Source organism: Pantoea sp. PNA 14-12 (genome assembly GCF_004364735.1).
Lineage (GTDB): Bacteria > Pseudomonadota > Gammaproteobacteria > Enterobacterales > Enterobacteriaceae > Pantoea > Pantoea stewartii.
Genome location: NZ_SOAJ01000005.1, coordinates 145,694 through 162,852, shown reverse-complemented (window position 1 = coordinate 162,852; position 17,159 = coordinate 145,694). Strand labels below are relative to the sequence as shown.

Annotated in this window: 17 protein-coding genes and 1 riboswitch; of the genes, 3 read left to right on the top strand and 14 right to left on the bottom strand. The window is 55.4% G+C overall.

Translation table 11 applies throughout. The annotated features are described in order from the left end of the window. Window positions 1–165: 165 nt before the first annotated feature. From uca to C7434_RS17435, 6 genes are all read right to left on the bottom strand, one after another. Window positions 166–3,768: an urea carboxylase gene (gene uca, locus C7434_RS17460; protein WP_133745726.1), complete on the bottom strand. Its 3,603-nt coding sequence runs from the start codon at window positions 3,766–3,768 to the stop codon at window positions 166–168. 111 nt (window positions 3,769–3,879) lie between these two features. Next, the gene (locus C7434_RS17455; protein WP_033742253.1) at window positions 3,880–4,515 is read right to left on the bottom strand and encodes an urea amidolyase associated protein UAAP2; all 636 of its coding nucleotides are present in this window, start codon (window positions 4,513–4,515) and stop codon (window positions 3,880–3,882) included. Between the two features lie 10 nt (window positions 4,516–4,525). Beyond that, window positions 4,526–5,254 carry an urea amidolyase associated protein UAAP1 gene (locus C7434_RS17450; RefSeq protein ID WP_033742255.1) on the bottom strand — a complete coding sequence of 243 codons (729 nt, stop codon included), beginning with the start codon at window positions 5,252–5,254 and terminating at the stop codon, window positions 4,526–4,528. Then, window positions 5,251–6,033: an ABC transporter ATP-binding protein gene (locus tag C7434_RS17445; protein WP_033742257.1), complete on the bottom strand. Its 783-nt coding sequence runs from the start codon at window positions 6,031–6,033 to the stop codon at window positions 5,251–5,253. Before C7434_RS17445 ends, C7434_RS17450 begins: the two co-directional genes overlap by 4 nt. Further along, window positions 6,030–6,845, bottom strand: coding sequence for an ABC transporter permease subunit (locus C7434_RS17440; protein ID WP_033742259.1), 816 nt, complete (start codon window positions 6,843–6,845; stop codon window positions 6,030–6,032). The genes C7434_RS17445 and C7434_RS17440 overlap by 4 nt, the downstream gene beginning before the upstream one ends. A gap of 24 nt (window positions 6,846–6,869) precedes the next feature. Continuing rightward, complete coding sequence (locus tag C7434_RS17435; protein WP_033742261.1) at window positions 6,870–7,928, bottom strand: putative urea ABC transporter substrate-binding protein; 1,059 nt, start codon at window positions 7,926–7,928, stop codon at window positions 6,870–6,872. A gap of 55 nt (window positions 7,929–7,983) precedes the next feature. Further along, a riboswitch (guanidine-I (ykkC/yxkD leader) is annotated at window positions 7,984–8,082 on the bottom strand. Window positions 8,083–8,447: 365 nt separating this feature from the next. Here C7434_RS17435 and C7434_RS17430 point away from each other — a divergent pair. Further along, entirely contained in the window at window positions 8,448–9,107 is a 660-nt protein-coding gene (locus tag C7434_RS17430; protein WP_039339618.1) for a DUF1345 domain-containing protein, read from the top strand. A gap of 95 nt (window positions 9,108–9,202) precedes the next feature. Here the strand turns inward: C7434_RS17430 and C7434_RS17425 are convergent, their stop codons facing one another. Further along, a complete protein-coding gene (locus tag C7434_RS17425; protein ID WP_033742263.1) occupies window positions 9,203–9,424 on the bottom strand; it encodes a hypothetical protein in 222 nt (73 codons plus the stop codon). 955 nt (window positions 9,425–10,379) lie between these two features. Between C7434_RS17425 and C7434_RS17420 the strand changes: the two genes are divergently transcribed. Beyond that, window positions 10,380–10,736 carry a cupin domain-containing protein gene (locus C7434_RS17420; protein WP_006122092.1) on the top strand — a complete coding sequence of 119 codons (357 nt, stop codon included), beginning with the start codon at window positions 10,380–10,382 and terminating at the stop codon, window positions 10,734–10,736. A gap of 44 nt (window positions 10,737–10,780) precedes the next feature. Here C7434_RS17420 and C7434_RS17415 read toward each other — a convergent pair whose 3' ends face one another. The 6 genes from C7434_RS17415 to C7434_RS17390 form a co-directional block, all read right to left on the bottom strand. Beyond that, window positions 10,781–11,473, bottom strand: a complete 693-nt coding sequence (locus C7434_RS17415) for an aspartate/glutamate racemase (protein ID WP_033742264.1) — start codon at window positions 11,471–11,473, stop codon at window positions 10,781–10,783. Window positions 11,474–11,568: 95 nt separating this feature from the next. After that, window positions 11,569–12,804 (bottom strand): thioredoxin family protein, encoded by a 1,236-nt coding sequence (locus C7434_RS17410; RefSeq protein ID WP_033742265.1) that lies wholly within the window; start codon window positions 12,802–12,804, stop codon window positions 11,569–11,571. Window positions 12,805–12,827: 23 nt separating this feature from the next. Then, window positions 12,828–13,382: a peroxiredoxin gene (locus C7434_RS17405; protein WP_072209579.1), complete on the bottom strand. Its 555-nt coding sequence runs from the start codon at window positions 13,380–13,382 to the stop codon at window positions 12,828–12,830. A 222-nt stretch (window positions 13,383–13,604) separates the two neighbouring features. Then, complete coding sequence (locus C7434_RS17400; RefSeq protein ID WP_033742267.1) at window positions 13,605–14,138, bottom strand: DUF4865 family protein; 534 nt, start codon at window positions 14,136–14,138, stop codon at window positions 13,605–13,607. Window positions 14,139–14,149: 11 nt separating this feature from the next. Continuing rightward, window positions 14,150–14,557 carry a tautomerase family protein gene (locus tag C7434_RS17395; protein ID WP_033742268.1) on the bottom strand — a complete coding sequence of 136 codons (408 nt, stop codon included), beginning with the start codon at window positions 14,555–14,557 and terminating at the stop codon, window positions 14,150–14,152. 9 nt (window positions 14,558–14,566) lie between these two features. Beyond that, window positions 14,567–14,881 (bottom strand): carboxymuconolactone decarboxylase family protein, encoded by a 315-nt coding sequence (locus C7434_RS17390; protein WP_033742269.1) that lies wholly within the window; start codon window positions 14,879–14,881, stop codon window positions 14,567–14,569. 103 nt (window positions 14,882–14,984) lie between these two features. Between C7434_RS17390 and C7434_RS17385 the strand changes: the two genes are divergently transcribed. Further along, window positions 14,985–15,860, top strand: a complete 876-nt coding sequence (locus C7434_RS17385; RefSeq protein ID WP_033742270.1) for a LysR substrate-binding domain-containing protein — start codon at window positions 14,985–14,987, stop codon at window positions 15,858–15,860. Window positions 15,861–16,248: 388 nt separating this feature from the next. Here C7434_RS17385 and C7434_RS17380 read toward each other — a convergent pair whose 3' ends face one another. Further along, window positions 16,249–17,157 (bottom strand): metallophosphoesterase, encoded by a 909-nt coding sequence (locus C7434_RS17380; protein ID WP_033742271.1) that lies wholly within the window; start codon window positions 17,155–17,157, stop codon window positions 16,249–16,251. Between the last annotated feature and the right edge of the window lie 2 nt (window positions 17,158–17,159).

Genomic DNA, 17,159 nt, shown 5'->3' with positions numbered 1-17,159 from the left:
TTTTTGTTTAGCAAACAGCGCGCCGATAACATGCCAGAGCGCATGGCTTTCGGCGCGCAGGTGCACGAGCCATACCTGCTTCGCGCCCCTGCCAGACGGAGATCACCAACGAGCGTGATCAGCCCCGGCGGTAACCGCTATCCGGGGTCCGAAACCGCTCCCGCTTCAGACGTTCTCTTCCCTTATCACCGCAACCCGCTGTCCCGCGCGCACAGCACTGCCTGGCTGCACGTTTATCTGCTGAATGATGCCGTCGCACGGCGCCAGCAGCGGAATCTCCATTTTCATGGATTCCAGCACGACCAGCACATCCCCCGCACGCACGCGACTTCCCGCCGTGGTTTGCACCTGCCAGAGATTGCCGGAAACCGGGCTTTCGACGCCCTGTTCACCCTGCTGTAATGACCTATCGCCGCCCTCTTCCACCACGCTTTCCTGGCTGTCGAAATGAGCCTGACCGCTGGCGATCCAGCGATCGCGTTCCGCATTAAACGCCTTTTGCTGATGGTCACGAAACGCCGCGATGCTCTGCGCCTCCTGAGCAAGAAACTGCTGATAATCGCTTAACCGCAGCGTGCTGTGCTCAATGCGCAGCGGATAGCGTCCCAGTGGAAAATCGCGGCGGATTTGCATCAGTTCCCCGGCGGATACGGGGTAAAAACGCAGTTGATCGAAGAAGCGCAGTAGCCAGGGTTTTCCGGCAAAATCGGTGACGTCGCGATAGCGGTTCCACATCTGAAGCGTGCGGCCCACAAACTGATAGCCACCGGGCCCTTCCATACCGTAAACGCACAGGTAAGCCCCACCGATACCGACCGAATTTTCTGCCGTCCAGGTGCGCGCCGGATTATATTTTGTGGTGACAAGACGATGGCGCGGATCCAGCGGTGTCGCTACCGGCGCGCCAAGATAGACATCGCCCAGCCCCATAACCAGGTAGCTGGCTTCAAATACCGTTTTCCAGACCGCCTGCTCGTCAGGCAGATCGTTAATCCGACGAATAAACTCCAGGTTGCTGGGGCACCACGGCGCATCAGGACGTACCGTGGTCATGTATTTTTCAATCGCCTGACGGCAGGCGGGATCGTCCCAGGAAAGCGGCAGATGCACCACGCGCGTCGGCACCTGCAGATCATCATGCATACAAACTGTGAGCCACTCGCCGCGCACCCATGCCAGCAGCGCGTCATGGGTGAGAATTTCAGGCTGAAAATGGATTTGCAGCGAACGGATCCCCGGCGTGATATCAATCACCCCGTCTTTTGCATGCGCTTCCAGCGCCTGCATCAGGGCATGAATACGAAAACGCAGAACCAGGTCCAGTTCCGGCTCCCCGGCTTCGAGGAGCAGATGCGTATCGCCCGAAAGCCGCGCCACCAGGCGCTTATCGGCCTCGCCGCAGGTCATAACAATCGGCGAGGTCAGCGGCGCAGGTTGCCAGGCCGTCTCCTGCGCGCAGAGCGTTGCCAGCGCCTGGCGTTGCTCCCGGGCCAGCTGACGCGCGGTGGGCAAATCCACTGCGGTAAAGCGCACGTTATCACCGGCTTTCAGTTGCCCCAGCTGCCAGAGGTCGGCTTCTATGACCGTGACCGGACAAACGAAGCCCCCCAGACTGGGTCCATCCGGGCCCAAAATTACCGGCATATCGCCGGTAAAATCAACCGCGCCAATAGCGTAGGGGTTATCGTGAATATTCGACGGGTGCAGTCCGGCTTCGCCGCCGCTGTCACGGCTCCAGTCAGGCTTGGGTCCAATCAGACGAACGCCCGTGCGACTGGAGTTGAAATGTACTTCCCAGTCCGTGGCAAAAAAGGTGGCGATATAGTCCGGCGTAAAAAACTCCGGCGCGCCATGGGGGCCATAAATCACCCGCAAGGTGCGGACCTGCGGAAGATTCGTACGCAAAGCCAGAGGAAGTTTCGTGCCCGCCTGCGCCGCCTGCGGTGCCAGGTGCAGGATATCACCGCTGCGCAGGGCGCGTCCGACATGACCACCAAACTGGCCGAGCGTAAAGGTGCTTTTGCTGCCTAAATATGTTGGCACCTGAATACCGCCGCTCAGGCAAAGATAGCTTCGCACGCCCGCACCGTTTACGGCACCCAGCTTTAGCGTTGCTCCGGCGGATATCGTAAAGACACATTCCATCGGCACGGGCTGGCCATCCAGGGTAGCGCTCAGCGATGCACCGCAAATCACCGCCTCAATGGCGGTGTTAAATTTCAGGGTGGGTCCGGTGAGGGTGATTTCCAGCGCGGCTTCGCCCTCCTCATTCCCCAGCAGCCGGTTGCCTGAACGCAGGGCGCGATCATCCATCGGCCCGGATGGCGGTACGCCGACTGCCCAGTACCCCAGACGGCCCGGGTAATCCTGAACGCTGGTTTGCGTACCGGCACTCAGCACCTCAACTGTCGCCGCCTGATAACACAGTTGCTCCAGACAACGGGTCCAGGGTTCTCCGTGGACAAAGGGCGCAAACGCCAGGATTTGCTGCAGATAGAGGCGATTGGTTTCAACACCGTACAAACGCGTCTCCCCTAGCGCCTGCGAAAGCGTGGCAATGGCCTCATCGCGGCTGGGCCGCCAGGCGATCATTTTTGCCAGTAGCGGATCAAAAAACGGCGGCACTTCACAGCCGGCTTCGACCCAGTGATCAATGCGCAGGCTGGCATTCTCGGTTTCGGGAAAGGCTACCTCCGTGAGCAGTCCGGGGGAAGGCTGAAACTGCCGTCCCGGATCTTCCGCATAAACCCGTGCCTGAACAGCATGGCCCTGTGGCTGAAGCCCCGCGGCCAGCTCGCGCAGCGGCGGCAAGGTGCCCGCCGCCAGTTCAATCATCCATTTCACCAGGTCAACACCCCAGACCTGTTCCGTTACGCCATGCTCTACCTGAAGGCGGGTATTGACCTCCAGGAAGTAAAACTGGCGGGCGACGCTGTCATAAACAAACTCCACCGTGCCCGCACTGCGATAGTTTACCGCTTTACCCAGCGCAACCGCCGCCTCGCACAGCGCCTGCGCCATTCCTTCGGGCAGATTGGGCGCGGGGGTTTCTTCGATGACCTTTTGATTACGCCGCTGCACCGAGCAGTCACGCACGCCCAGCGCGATAACCTCACCCAGTCCGTCGCCGAAAATCTGTACCTCAAGGTGGCGCGCCCGTTCGATATAGTTTTCGAGAAACACGCCGGCGTCGCTGAAGTTGTTTTGCCCCAGCCGCTGTACCGTATCGAACGCGTCGGCCAGCTCGTGCGCATCGCGGCAAACGCGCATGCCAATTCCGCCGCCGCCCGCGGTGCTTTTCAGCATCACCGGATAACCGACTGTCCCGGCGACACGGCAGGCTGCGGCGGCATCGGCCAGTAATTCGCTGCCTTCCAGTAAGGGCACACCTTCGGCTTTCGCCAGGGCCCGGGCCGTGTGCTTCAGGCCAAAGGTTCGCAACTGCTGCGGCGTTGGGCCGACAAAAATCAGTCCTGCGGCCTCACAGGCTTCCGCGAACGCGGCATTTTCAGAGAGAAAACCGTAGCCCGGATGAATGGCCTGTGCGCCACTTTGCTGCGCTGCGGCGATAATTTTTTCGGCGACCAGATAGGTTTGCGCCGCCGGGCCGTCGCCAAGGCTTAACGCTTCATCCGCGTCGCGAATATGCAGGCTACCGAGATCGGCTTCGGCGTACACAGCCACACCCTTCACCTGCATGGCACGTAGGGTGCGCAAAATGCGGCAGGCAATCGCGCCACGGTTGGCAATCAGTAAGGTATCAAACATAAGCGGAACTCTCAGGGAAGCGGGCCGTCCCGCACAAAGTCGATCTGTCCCCTGGGGCCGTCCCCGGGGCTGATGTTGTTCAGGCGCGCGTAACGCTCAGCCGCGCCGGACTCAGTTCCACACCAGTACCTCGGCGGGTGTAGGGTTCCAGCCGTTGCAGGGGTTGTTTAACTGCGGACAGTTAGAGATTAAAACTACCGCATTACAATCAGCACGCAGTTCAACGTATTTACCGGCCGCAGAGATGCCGTCCTCAAAGGTCAGTCCCCCTTGCGGGGTAACAGGGACATTCATAAAAAAGTTGATGTTGGCACCGATATCGCGTTTATGCAGACGGCCATCGTGCAGGCAGGCACAGAGAAAATTATCCCGGCAGCTGTGCATATAGCGCTTGTCATGGGCATAGCGCACAGTGTTACTTTCCTGCGCACAAGCCCCGCCCAACGTATCGTGACGGCCGCAGGTATCGGCGACAATAGTCAGCAACGGATTGCCCAGATTGGAATAGAGTACGCTGCCGGTGGTCAGGTAAGCCTTACCCTGACGGCGTAGCGTACGTTGAGGATCGTAACGTTCACGCGGGTTATCCGCGTTGTAAAACAGCGTATCGATCGCCTGATTCCCTTCCAAATCGAGCAGACGCAGTGTTTGCCCTTTTTTAACCTCAAACAGCCAGGGTTCTCCCGCCGGGATCACGTGACGGTACACGGCATCTTCAGGACGGTGGTCGCTGGAAATCATGGTCATCACTGCCTCCTTACAGGGCAAAAAGTAGGGTATTGCGAATCGCGCGCTGGTTTTCATCGCGGATAAACAACGCTTCGGTAGCGGCCTGTTCGTCATCCGCCTGATACCAGCTCAGCTGAATGGGGCGCGGGGCATAGTCCGGGGCAGGATCCATCGGATGCGGCAGCGCGGTCAAAACGATCAGGACGTCCATAGGGGCAAACAACTCAACAAAATCCCCTGCGCGACTGTTCGCTGTGATGAAGTGGAAGCGGCCATCTTCATCTACAGTAACTTTGCTGAAGAAGTTAACGACCATGAGCAGATCTTCCAGACCCAAATCCCATTTGCCCATTTCGACCAACAGATTATCGACGCCGTTACGATGGAAGCCATTCCGCAGCTCCTGATAGCGCCCCGTGCCATATTTTTCGTGCGTTTCTGCCGCGTTCAGTACGCCACCAAACGGGTCGTGCCAGCCACAGCTGTCCGCCACGATTCCGGCGAGTACGCGGCCCATATCGGAGTAGAAACAGTGCCCGATGGTGAGCCGGGCAGTATGCTGACCCTTTAGCGTATCCGGCAGATTCAGGCGTTCACTTTTTTCGTGGGGATTGAGCATCATCATGCTGACGTTAGCGCCGCCGTCGAGATCGGTCAGGCGCAGGATCTGTCCTTTACGCAGAATGAGTGAGGTATGCGCCCCGCCGGGAAGCCGCTCTTCGCGCAGGCTGGGAGCCGAGTGAAAACGTGCGGTCATTGCTGTCTCCTTAATGCATAAACGTTGTCTTTACTGTCTGCCATTATCTGTGCCATTCGCGCCTCATTAAGCGGAATGTCGTAAGTAATACGTGCGCCCCAGGCATCAGGGGCCTGGGGATCGTGACGGACTTTGTCGAATACCAGTAGCCGGGTACCCAGGTTGAAGCCTTCGGCAAGATCGTGGGTGACCATAAACACCGTCATACGGGTTTCACTCCATAGTTGAAGCAACAGCGCATGCATATCTTTGCGAATGCCGGGATCCAGCGCGCCAAAAGGTTCATCAAGCAACAGCACGCGCGGTTGCATAATGAATGCCTGGGCAATCGCCAGCCTTTGCTGCATGCCGCCGGAGAGCTGCGCCGGATATTTATCCAGCGCATTTCCCAGCCCCACCTTCTCCAGCATCGCGCGCGCCTGCTGGCGGGCCTCGCGTTTCCGGGCACCAAACAGGCGGCCAAACAGCGGGGAAGCAGGTAACTCAAGTCCCGTCGCGACGTTATCCAGGACGTTGAGATGGGGAAACACGGAGTAGCGCTGAAACACGACGCCGCGGCTACGGTCTGGTTCTGTTGCCAGAGCCTGGCCATCCAGCGTGATCTCTCCCCGGGTAGGTTTCTCCTGACCCAGCAGCAGGCGTAAAAATGTCGATTTTCCGCAGCCCGATGCACCGACCAGGGAGCAGAATTCACCCTCTTTAACCTGCAAACTGATACGCTCCAGCACTACATGATCGCCGTACTCCTGCCAGATATTCCTGATGCTGATAAAACTCATTTCCGGCCTCCTTCCGCCCAGGGGAAACAGGCGTTGTGCAACCTGCGCAGGCCCAGATCCATCAGCCATGCCAGCAGCGTGATCCAGATGACATAAGGGATAATCACATCCATCGCCATGTAACGCCGCACCAGGAAAATGCGATAGCCGAGCCCGGCGGTCGCCGAAATCGCTTCAGAAGAGATTAAAAACAGCCAGGCCGATCCCAGCAGCAGACGTAGCGAGGTAATAAGCCGCGATAACAGCTGCGGCAGGACAACCCGCAGTACAACCGTCCAGCTATTCGCCCCCAGGGTTTGCGCTTTGATAAAGAGTTCTGCCGGGATTTCCCGCGCCCGGTGTTCAAGATCGCGCGCGAGCATCGGCGTAATGCCAATGACGATAAGCATCACTTTTGACAACTCATCCAGGCCGAAAACAATAAACAGCACGGGCAGAATCGCCAGCGGCGGAATCATCGAGACAACCGTCAGCAGGGGTGACAGGGCGGCGCGGGACAGTGGGAACACCCCTGCGGCGATACCCAGACACAGGCCGATCAACGAGGAGAGCGTCAGCCCCAGCAGCAGGCGGCTCAGGCTGGTAAACGTATCGGTCCACAGCAGGTATTCACCACTGCGCTTATCCGGCGTGAAAGCCATCCGGTCAATGGCATCAATCATCTGCGACAGGCCGGGCAGCAGTTTGTCCTGCGGATTGGCTTCAAGCCGCACCGCCGACCCGATAAACCAGGCGGCGATAATCAGCACGAAGGGCAACAGCATTAGCGTCAGGCGCATGCCCTGGCGGGGATAGCGGTTGATGAGGCGCATGGCATGAACTCCCGTGGTCAGTGGTTACAACTTGCCCGCGGCGGCCAGCTTCAGATAGCTGTCGTCGAAGCGCAGCTTGCTGTTAGCCCTGTCGCCAATGGTGACGTTGCCCGGGAACGTCATGCCGATAAAGTCAGCGCTCTGTGCGCCCTGGCCCAGCAGCCCTTTATCAAAGGAGAATGTCGCCACGCGCTGCATGGTTTTTGGCAATTCCGGGGAAGAAATAAAGGCCAGCGTTTCGGCAGGTGTCCAGAACAGGTGGGTCGTTTTCAGCTGGGCCTGATAGCCCGCAAGGTCGGTACCGGAATCAGCAGCCATCTCACTCAGCACTTTCGTATCGCCTGCGTGCATTTTTGCCATCATTTCAAACCAGGCTCCGGTCAGCGCTTTGCCGAGAGCCGGGTTATCTTTCAGCGTCTGGGTGTTCACCACCATCATGTCGATAAGTTCACCGGGGACCTGGGAGGAGCTAAACACTTCCGTGGTTTGTGGCGTCTTTTTAATGACGGACAGTTGCGGGTTCCAGGCGACCACCGCCCGCACGTTGCTGGTGCCAAAGGCCGAGACGATATCCGCATCCGAGGTATTGACGACCTTCACGTCTTTTTCCTGCAGTCCGGCTTTTTCCAGTCCGCGAACCAGAAGATAGTGCGATACCGACAGCTCAGGTAAATAGACCGACATGCCCTTCAGGTCGCTGAGTTTTTTATTCACCCCTTTCAGGACTATACCGTCGTTGCCATCGGAATAGCTGCCGGTGATCAGCGCAGTCGAATCCACGCCGCCTGCCGCCGGGATAGTCAGCGCATCCATATTAGTCATGGTGCAGCCGTCAAACTGCCCCGCTGTATACTGGTTAATGGATTCGATGTAGTCGTTGAGTTGAACGATATTGATTTTGATGCCGTATTTGCTGGCCCATTTATCAATAATTTTTTCATTACTGATGGTGCCCCAGGGCATCCAGCCCGCATAGATCGTCCAGCAGATGTTGAATTCTTTTTTGACCGCGGCGAAGGAAGGAAAGCTGATCAGCAAGACCAGTGACAGCAAAAGCGTGCGGATGAACGACGTTGTTTTCATGGTTAACCTCTGGTTGGCACAAAAAAGGAGCAGCGCGACACCTCACGGTGCTGCTGTCTCCCGGGCTTTTGTCCCGCCGTGTAACCTCGCAGAGGTCGCCAGCTCTCGGACCAGACATTCACCTGCGTGAACCGGAACCCTAGCCAGCTATTGCTATCAGATTATGTGTTGCGCTGCGTACTGTTCACAGTTCTGCAATTGACGTGCCAGAAATCATGTTGCCAGAAATCAGGCAATTACCCGATTTTCAGGCCGTTAAGCACCAGAATGATGAGTAATGAATGTGCGTTGCACACTCTCGGTGCCGGTACAGAACAGAAAGAGGAAATGGGGTGACATCGCACGTAACCGCATCTGTTTGCCTGACTTAAGGTGTGGTGGCTGGGGCATTTGACTCAGAGCTGAATGTCATCATCATCCCATTCACAACGCAGGGTAAATCTCGTGCTTTTTTTACGGCAGGATAATCCGGAATACACTAGAGTTAACTGATTCAATTACCAGTAAAAACCCATGACCATGCACTCTTCCTTTGGCTCAAATCTTTTCGCCCGGTTGCGCCTGCTCATCTCTGTCGTTGCGGGTATCGTCTGCTATTTTTTACTGCCCGAACAGTTGGGGCAAATGCAGCGACTGTTGATAAGCTGGAACGTGCTGGCGTGGCTCTATCTCTGGTTTATCTGGTTTCGTATGTTACGCACTGCGCCTGATCAGATTAAACGAATCGCCCAGATGCAGGATCAAAGTGCCGCACTGGTACTGGGGCTGGTGATTGTAGCCTGTACGATCAGTATGGTGGCCATTATGAGCGAGCTTCCCACGCTGAAAAGCCTGACGGGCACACCGCGGGCCCTGCATTTGCTTCTGACCGCCATAACGCTCATCGCCTCCTGGGCTTTACTGCCCAGCGCGTTTGCCATGCATTATGCACACCAGCACTATTTGCATCGTAGCAGCAGCGTTACCCCGATGATCTTTCCAGAGAAACCTGCGCACCCGGCTTACTGGGATTTTCTCTATTTCTCTTTTACCATCGCGGTGGCTTCTCAGACCGCCGATGTGGCAACGGGCACAACAGAAATGCGAAAACTCGCCCTGCTGCAGTCGGTCATCTCTTTTATCTTTAATCTGACGATTCTGGGGTTATCTGTAAACGTGGCCGCCAGCCTGCTGAGCTAACGTGCGTCACGAAAGGGAGAGAAGAGATTACCTGTGGTGGAAAGCCTGATCTGCCCTACACCTGTCCGCTGACGGACGGTGTAGGGAGGCGAGATTTACTGCTGCCCTTGCTGCTTAGCATCCGCCTCTTTTTGTTTTTTCTTCGCCATATGATGCCCAACCGCACAGCCAGCCGCCGCACCCGCTGCACCGTGGTTTTTCATATGCCCGGCAACGCCACCGACGGCTGCACCTTTCAGGCACCCTTTCGCTTCGACCTGAGTACTCATTGCCATGAGCAGACCTGCGGTAATAACAACAATCGAAAGTTTATGCATCAATTTGACTCCGTAACGATTATGAAAATGATTTACCTATATTGAGCGTAGCGATGTTGTACGTTTTTGCCGTTCAGGTTCTGTTACGTTTATGAGACGTTTAACTTTCATTAAAAATCTTATTTCGCCGCAAGGCGAAAAAATAAACAGACGGATAAAGTCGGCGAGAACGGGCATGGTTAAGCCTGGCGGAAAAGGCGATCAACCGGGATCGAAACCCATCTCAACGCTACCTGTTGCGAAATAAGCCTGTCTGTTTTGCTTTAAAAAACAGTCAAAGCATGCTCAGAATAGGTGACTTAAATCAGGCTGCGATCCCACGGCGTCTGGCAGATGAGATGACATCGTAACTGCCTGCATTCACAAGCAAAAACGGCGGATGCGCCGCCCGCTCTGGATAACCTGGCTTGCTGGTGTTTAATTCAGGAGAATGGCATACCGCACATACTAGCGCCTTAAGCTCTCGCCTCGTGGAATTACAGATATGTTCGATACCGTTTTTTGGTAAATCCTTAATCATCGTGATTGCGTCAAATAGAGTGATATCCGCTAAAGGGCTGTCATGACTAAAAGGGTTAATTCATCACCAGTGCCTTCTTCAAATCCATCCCGCGATCTTGTTTATTGCAGAACAGATAAACGAACCCGTTAGCTATCGCCGGATACCGTTAAACGTGATCCTTCTATTTTGTTGATAGCCCTACGCCAGTTTCAGTCCGACGATGTCGTGTGGCATTAAGTCGCAAAGTGTCGGGAAAACCGCACACTGCGCCCTTAGCCTCTGTACCGAACGCGCCGTGACCTTGCCAGGCATATTCTGCTTTAAAGACGACGGTGAATGAGCAGAAGTTTCATACGCAGGAAATTAAAACGCGCTTTGTTTTTCTGGTTTTGTTTACGCTAAGGGCAACGTGCAATGCCTGCCATAACCGTGACAATCGCTCAGGAAGAAAAAATGAAAGTACAAAAACTTGAACAACCTGCTTCGATCAGCACTCTCGAACCCTGGGGTACCGTTGAGGGATTACCTGGTTCACCTGAAATCATGATCGCCGGGCTGCAGAAAGTCATCCCGGGCCATGAGAGTATTGATATGGGCATTTTTGAATGTTCGCCGGGCAGCTATCGTCGCGGCGTAAAGCAAGCGGAGATGATGCACTTCCTTTCCGGAACGGGATCTTTTACTGCTGATGGCGAAACACCACAGCATTTCAAACCCGGCGATACGTTGTTTTTTGAAGCAAATACGGAAGGCACATGGGTTATGGACACGACCATGCGTAAGCTCTACGTGATATTTGAAACCCCTTAATGACGCCGACGAACAGACTTTTTGGTTGCCCGGATAACGGACAATCAGGACAACATAAAGTCTACGGCATCACGGGCATGAAGGCTGGTGGTATCAAAGACAGGCAGAGCGCTTTGCGCCTCGCGAACCAGCAGGCCGATTTCCGTGCAGCCGAAAATCACCGCCTGCGCGCCCTGATCGCGCAGCTGCGTGATCACATCAAGATAATACTGGCGTGCGCTTTCGGTAAATTTTCCCATGCAGAGTTCATCAAAAATGATGTGATTGAGGGTGGCGCGCTGCTCCGCCTCCGGCACGATCGTGTTAATCGAAAACCGCTGCTGTAACCGCCCCAGATAAAAATCCTGCTCCATCGTATAGCGGGTGCCCAGCAAGGCAACTCGCGTCATCCCTCTGGCTGTTATCGCCCTGCCCGTGGCATCGGCAATGTGTAAAAAGGGAAGATTGCAGTGGGCTTCTATATCGTCGGCAACCTTGTGCATCGTATTGGTACACAGCACGATGGCTTCGGCCCCGGCAAGTGCCAGTCCCCGGGCGGCTTCACCCAACTGCTTGCCTGCCTGTGCCCAGTTGCCCTCACGCTGACAGACTTCAATATCGTGAAAATCGACGCTGTGTAACAGCAGTCGTGCCGAGTGTAATCCGCCCAGTCTTTCCCGAATACCTTCATTGATGAAGCGGTAATAAGGCAGCGTGGATTCCCAGCTCATCCCACCGATCAGTCCGATTGTTTTCATGTTCATCCTGTGTGCATGCCGTGCAGGTTCAGGCCCGCCTTATGCGTGCGCAGGCCTGAATGCAGGTTTAATGGTCTGCCGCAGCAATAAGGCCATCAGGTTTTTTTACCTTTTTCGCTGGCCTGCTGCAGTGCCGTGATAACGATGCCCGGGGTTAACACCTGCGGCAGAACGACAGGTTTTCCGCCATCCGCAGGGTAAACGACATACAGCGGCAATCCGCCGCGACCAAAGTCGCTGAGCGCCTGTTCGACATCAGGATTGTACTTCGTGGAGTCCGCAATCATATAGATGGTGTCAGTGCGCGCCATGGCTTGCTTAACCGCCTGCGTCGACAGGGAGGTGCGCTCGTTAACCTGACAGGTAATGCACCATGAGGCCGTAAAATTGACCAGAACGGGTTTGCCCTGACCTTTTATCGCCTCAACATTTTGAGGTGTCCATGCCACCGCGGCCGCGGCAACGGTATCGGGCGAATCCGTCGTTGTCGTGGCGGTTTTCAATGTTAACAACGGCGGAATTAACAGAACGACCATGGCGGCTGTAGCGATGTGTAATGCCCAGTGCCGCCTTCCCATCATCTGTCGCTTTTGCGCCATACCATACAGCCAGGCGGCAAAACTCAGCACCAGGCAGCATGTCAGAATGGCTGCCAGGGCTGTCGAACCCGCCTGACGCTCCAGTACCCAAATCAACCACCCCGCCGCCCCCAGCATGGGAAAGGCGAGCCCGTGTTTGAGCGTGATCATCCAGGCACCCGGCGCAGGTAGCAGGCGGGCAAACACAGGGAAAAAGGAAATTAGTGTGAACGGTGCTGCAAACCCCAGCGCCAGTGAAAGGAAAATAACCACACTGATAACGGGAGGTTGCGTAAAGGCATAGCCGATGGCGCTGGCCATAAACGGCGCGCTACAGGGCGTGGCGACGACGATGGCCAGCGCGCCGGTGAGTGCCGATCCGGTTAGCCCTCCCCACTCGCCTCCGACTTCACCCGCCCGCTGAAGGGATAAGCCAACCTCAAACAGGCCGAACAGGTTGAGGGCCGATGCCACCATGATTAGCACCAGTAAGGCTATCACCAGCGGCGATTGCAACTGAAAACCCCAGCCGACGGAAGCGCCCCCCATTCTTGCCAGTAACAGCACACTGACCAGCAGCACCATCGTGACAACCACACCCACCAGAAAAGCCAGCCCTTCGGCTCGCGCATGTGCGGGTTGGGCATTGTGGCGCAGCAGACTCAGGGCCTTCAGCGAGATCACCGGGAATACACAGGGCATGAGATTAAGAATAATGCCGCCCAGAAACGCGGCGGCGATAGCAGTCAACATGATGGCGCTGTCCAGATGTGAGATTAAGCCGGGTTAGCCTGACGGTATTTTTTCACGGCATCCAGGGTCTTCTGAATATGGGCCTCTGGATTTTTATCGGTGTAACTCAGCAAAATTTTGCCATCCGGCGCAATAACATACGATGTGCGGTCAGACAGAGTTTTGCCTTTCATTTCCATCGTACTTTTGTATTCGGCCGCCACTTTGGCACCCGGATCGGCGGCGACGGTGAACTTATCGCGACACTCAAGCTGAGAGAATTTCGCAATCTGATCGGTATTACCTGCGGTCACGCCAATTACCGTTGCGCCCTGCTTTTTAAACTCATCGGTTGCTTCCGCAAAAGCATGCGCTTCCAGCGTGCAGCCGGCGCTGAACGCCGCCGGGAAGAAATAAAGTACAACCGGTCCTTTTTTCAGTGCCTGCTGTAAGGAGAAGGTCGTTTCTTTACCTGCCAGAGCCGCTTCCAGTTTAAAGTCCGGTGCGGTTTCTCCTGCGGCCAGCGCAGCAAACGCAGAAGTCACAGGCAGGCTTAACGCCAGCAGCGTCGCTGCCGTCAGCATTTTCAGGCGCTTCATTTGATGCATTCTTTTTCTCTCCATCGGCAAACAGGCAACAGTGCCTTATGCACATTAATACTAGATTCACTGGCAAAAAATGGAAATATTTAGCCGCATGGCCGGGCGGACAGAAAGGTCATGCACACGTACCCGGCAGATAAAATAAGATAGTCATATAACCGTTCTAATAGATATGCGGTTAGTAAGATAAATGTGTGACAGAGCGTAACGGTCCGTCGGTCACGCCCGCGCTATATATCCGACCTGATAAGCGCGAGCCGGACAAGTGACGGCCTGCGGCGTTCGCCATAAGGTGAATGTCAGGCGCCGCCAGCCGCAGGCGTCCAGTGCGGACACCCGTGCCAGCGCATTGTCCAGCGGCCGATGGTGAGTCAGTAGCGCGAGATCGCTGTAAGGTTGTACGGGGCTGATTTCACAGACGGCCCAACTCGCCTGGCTGATAGCCGTCGATATGTCGGCAGACAGCACCGGAAAGGTATCAATACGCGGCCAGCCAAAGGCCTGCGTCAACCTTTTGAACCCCTCGCTGGCTAAAAAGCGGTGCATACTGTCCGCATCCTGCCAGAGATAAAACGGGGCATAACTGTTTTCCTGGCCGTTCATATCGGCGCCCTTCTGCCAGGCGTAAAGAAAAGCTTTAAACAGCAGGCCTGGAAAGCCATCCATTTTTTTGCCGTTGTCAGCAATCCTGCGCTGAATGATTGTCATATCGTAGTCAGCGGGAAGAACAAAACGGTACTGCATCGCCAGCATATTTTTTCTCCTCAGCGTGATGAGATATCGGCCAGACTAAACACCTTGCCGTTGCCAAATGACCAGTCCTCGGGGTCACTGAAATTCACGACAATCATGACGTCAGCCGGATTAATGCCAATCGCCTTTACCAGACGCGCATTCAAATCTGCATAAAAAGCCTGCTTTTGTGCGAGGCTACGCGCTTTCCCTGCCGTAATGTGAAACAGAAGAAAGTCATCACTTCGGCCCGTCTGCGCGCTGCACAAATAGTGCCGGTCAAAAATACGTGTATGCCGGTGATAACTGTCAAAGAACTGAAAACAATCCCCGTACGGCACAGAAAAAGAGGTCTCGAATGCGTCCTGTAACGCTGTGGAGATAGCCTCACGCCACTGTTCAATACGGTGTTCAGATATCGCAATACGACTGACGGGCATAGATATTCCTTACTCTGAGAGCGTGTTTTTAAAAACCGTGAGGGCGGAAACAGCCGCCGGCCAGCCGCAATAAAAGGCCAGGTGGGTCATCATTTCCGTGAGCTCAGCCTCAGAGAGGCCATTCTTGCGAGCCAGTTTCAGATGCCAGCTCAGTTGTTCGGGTCGGTTTAACGCAATAAGCGCACTGACAGTAATCAGACTTCTGTCTCGCGGTGAAAGCCCGTCGCGCTGCCAGATATCGCCAAATAAAATGTCTTCACTCAACGCTGCCAGCCTGGGCGCTATCTCAGCCAGATTTTCGCGCGTTAACGGTAAGGGGTTCATTTCTCTTTCCTTTTGTGGGTGTGATAAAAAGATAAAAGGCGGCGATGATTTATAAAATCAGAAATATTGGGACAAACAGTCCCGTTTTATGGGATGAAAAAGAATGGCGAAAAGGCCCGTGACGTTTGATGCAGAAAGCCTGCGTACGTTTGTGACCGGCATTGAACTGGGGAGCTTTGCGTCTGCCGCGCAGCGCCTGGGCCGATCAACCTCGGCGGTGAGCGCTCAGCTAAAGAAACTGGAATACCAGGCGGGAGCAGCGTTGGTGCAGAAGTCAGGACGGCATCTGACGCTTACCGCGCAGGGCGAGATTATGCTTGCCTATGCGCGCAGGCTGATGAGCCTGAATGACGAAGCCTGTGCCGCCATCAAGGCCAGCGGGATTGGCGGAGAAGTGCGGCTGGGTTTGCAGGAAGATTTTGGCGAAACATTCCTGCCTGCCGTTCTGGGTCAGTTTTCGCGTGCGCATCCCGACGTGCAAATTTCAGCATCCGTGAGCCGCAATCAGCCCTTGCTGACCGCAATACGCCAGCACGAGATTGACGTCGCCCTCTGCTGGCAAGGCGAGGAGTCGACGGCGCACAGTCAGTCACTTGGCGCGTTGCCGCTCAACTGGATCAGCGTAAAGGGTTTTGATGTCCAGAGTCTACTGGAGGCTAAACAACCACTACCCTTGCTGGTCTTTGACGCGCCCTGCCTTATGCGTAGCGCCGCCACTGCGGCATTAGACAGCGCAAATATTCCCTGGCGCATTGCGTTCACCAGCCGCAGTCTGAGCGGAATATGGGCCGCCGCAGAGGCGGGGCTGGGTATTACCTTGCGGACACAGATGGGCTTACCGTCTTCGCTAACGTTGCTGACATCAGCTCTGCCGGAAATGGGCACGATTGGCGTCAGCCTGCACTGTGCTGAAAAACCGTTATCCCCTGCAGCCGCATCACTCTGCGAGTCGATCAAAGCGCACTTTGCTGGTCCGTGACGGACCGGAACGCTTTACCTCAGGCGCGGCATCACTGGTGTGAGTCGCTAATCAGTGCAAAGAATTCACCCCGCCAGATGAATGAACAAGGTGATAGTGGTGAAGAAACTGGGGGTTTTCCTTATTAGACTGCACGTTAATCTCTGCCCTGCTGCCGCTTCTCGTTACGCTGTCACGGATAGCACATACTTCTGGCGGGCCGATGAAAGCGGGTTTTCCGCGAAAAGTTATGTTCGCAGATTATCTGCTGCTAACGCTATTTTGCCGCGAAAGTTGATGCCGGCACCCTGGCAGGAAATCGTAAAAGTATGATGTAACTAAAATGCATAACACAGCGCTGTTCGCGTTTCCCCTGCATCAGACACGCTGAACCCGCACCCACAAAACGCTAGCCCCGGCTGATTTCTCCACCAAAACCGGACACCCTGAGTTGGTCACCCGTGATATCAACCCACGCAAAGGGCACCGCTGTGGGGCCATCCAGCATGCCTTTCAGGGTGAAAAATTCCGTCCCGTCGATACAGGCATAACCTCCACGATGATCGTGCCCGGCAAAACAGGCGCGTACGCGATAACGTGTGAATAACGCCACCAGCGCGGGGGCATTCATCAGGCGGTGCGTGGTTACGGGTGCCAGCGGATAGTGGCCAAAAACAATCACGCTTTCCCGTGACTGTTGGGCAGCCTGTAGCTGCTGTTCAATCCAGTTGAATTGTTGCCTGCCAACGGCACCGTTCCAGGGCTGCGCCTGAGGCTGTTGGTCATGTTGCAGTTGCGCTAACAAGGCTGCGGCCTCTTCACGATCGCGGCCGTTGAGGGTATTACAGTACAGGCTCATATCGTTGCCATCGTAAACAACAAAGCGCCAACCGTTAAAACGGAAAGCGTAATAGCCTTTGGGTAAGGGAGCCTGATTATCTAGTCGTTCAGCGATGGTCTGCGCATCATGGTTGCCCAGTACCACAGCATGCGGATGCTGTAACCGGGCAAACACCGGCAGTATTGCGGCATAGCTTTGCCAGTGGCGATCCACCAGATCGCCCAGCGTCACCACAAAATCCAGCGGCTCCGCGTTGAATGCCTTGATGGCCTGGCTGAGTTTATTAAGGCCATTGCGGTAGTAAAGATTGTTGCTGATATCCGGGTCCACATCAGCATACTGAGGATCGGCAAGCAGACCAAAACGGATGCCATTATCTCTGACGGGCAACGCACGTAACGATGGCGGCTGATACAGCGACGCAATATCCGCCAGCAAGGTACGTTGTGACGGGCTGAGAGTGTGCGGCGTTAACATGT

Bases quoted from the DNA above. Each gene is read 5' to 3' on its own strand.
- C7434_RS17400 (WP_033742267.1), bottom strand. From the start codon at position 14,138: ATGCTGGCGATGCAGTACCGTTTTGTTCTTCCCGCTGACTACGATATG.
- C7434_RS17410 (WP_033742265.1), bottom strand. From the start codon at position 12,804: ATGTTGACTGCTATCGCCGCCGCGTTTCTGGGCGGCATTATTCTTAAT.
- C7434_RS17395 (WP_033742268.1), bottom strand. From the start codon at position 14,557: ATGCCCGTCAGTCGTATTGCGATATCTGAACACCGTATTGAACAGTGG.
- C7434_RS17445 (WP_033742257.1), bottom strand. From the start codon at position 6,033: ATGAGTTTTATCAGCATCAGGAATATCTGGCAGGAGTACGGCGATCAT.
- C7434_RS17435 (WP_033742261.1), bottom strand. From the start codon at position 7,928: ATGAAAACAACGTCGTTCATCCGCACGCTTTTGCTGTCACTGGTCTTG.
- C7434_RS17405 (WP_072209579.1), bottom strand. From the start codon at position 13,382: ATGAAGCGCCTGAAAATGCTGACGGCAGCGACGCTGCTGGCGTTAAGC.
- C7434_RS17430 (WP_039339618.1), top strand. From the start codon at position 8,448: ATGCACTCTTCCTTTGGCTCAAATCTTTTCGCCCGGTTGCGCCTGCTC.
- C7434_RS17415 (WP_033742264.1), bottom strand. From the start codon at position 11,473: ATGAAAACAATCGGACTGATCGGTGGGATGAGCTGGGAATCCACGCTG.
- C7434_RS17420 (WP_006122092.1), top strand. From the start codon at position 10,380: ATGAAAGTACAAAAACTTGAACAACCTGCTTCGATCAGCACTCTCGAA.
- C7434_RS17455 (WP_033742253.1), bottom strand. From the start codon at position 4,515: ATGACCATGATTTCCAGCGACCACCGTCCTGAAGATGCCGTGTACCGT.
- C7434_RS17425 (WP_033742263.1), bottom strand. From the start codon at position 9,424: ATGCATAAACTTTCGATTGTTGTTATTACCGCAGGTCTGCTCATGGCA.
- C7434_RS17440 (WP_033742259.1), bottom strand. From the start codon at position 6,845: ATGCGCCTCATCAACCGCTATCCCCGCCAGGGCATGCGCCTGACGCTA.
- C7434_RS17385 (WP_033742270.1), top strand. From the start codon at position 14,985: ATGGCGAAAAGGCCCGTGACGTTTGATGCAGAAAGCCTGCGTACGTTT.
- C7434_RS17380 (WP_033742271.1), bottom strand. From the start codon at position 17,157: ATGTTAACGCCGCACACTCTCAGCCCGTCACAACGTACCTTGCTGGCG.
- C7434_RS17390 (WP_033742269.1), bottom strand. From the start codon at position 14,881: ATGAACCCCTTACCGTTAACGCGCGAAAATCTGGCTGAGATAGCGCCC.
- C7434_RS17450 (WP_033742255.1), bottom strand. From the start codon at position 5,254: ATGACCGCACGTTTTCACTCGGCTCCCAGCCTGCGCGAAGAGCGGCTT.
- uca (WP_133745726.1), bottom strand. From the start codon at position 3,768: ATGTTTGATACCTTACTGATTGCCAACCGTGGCGCGATTGCCTGCCGC.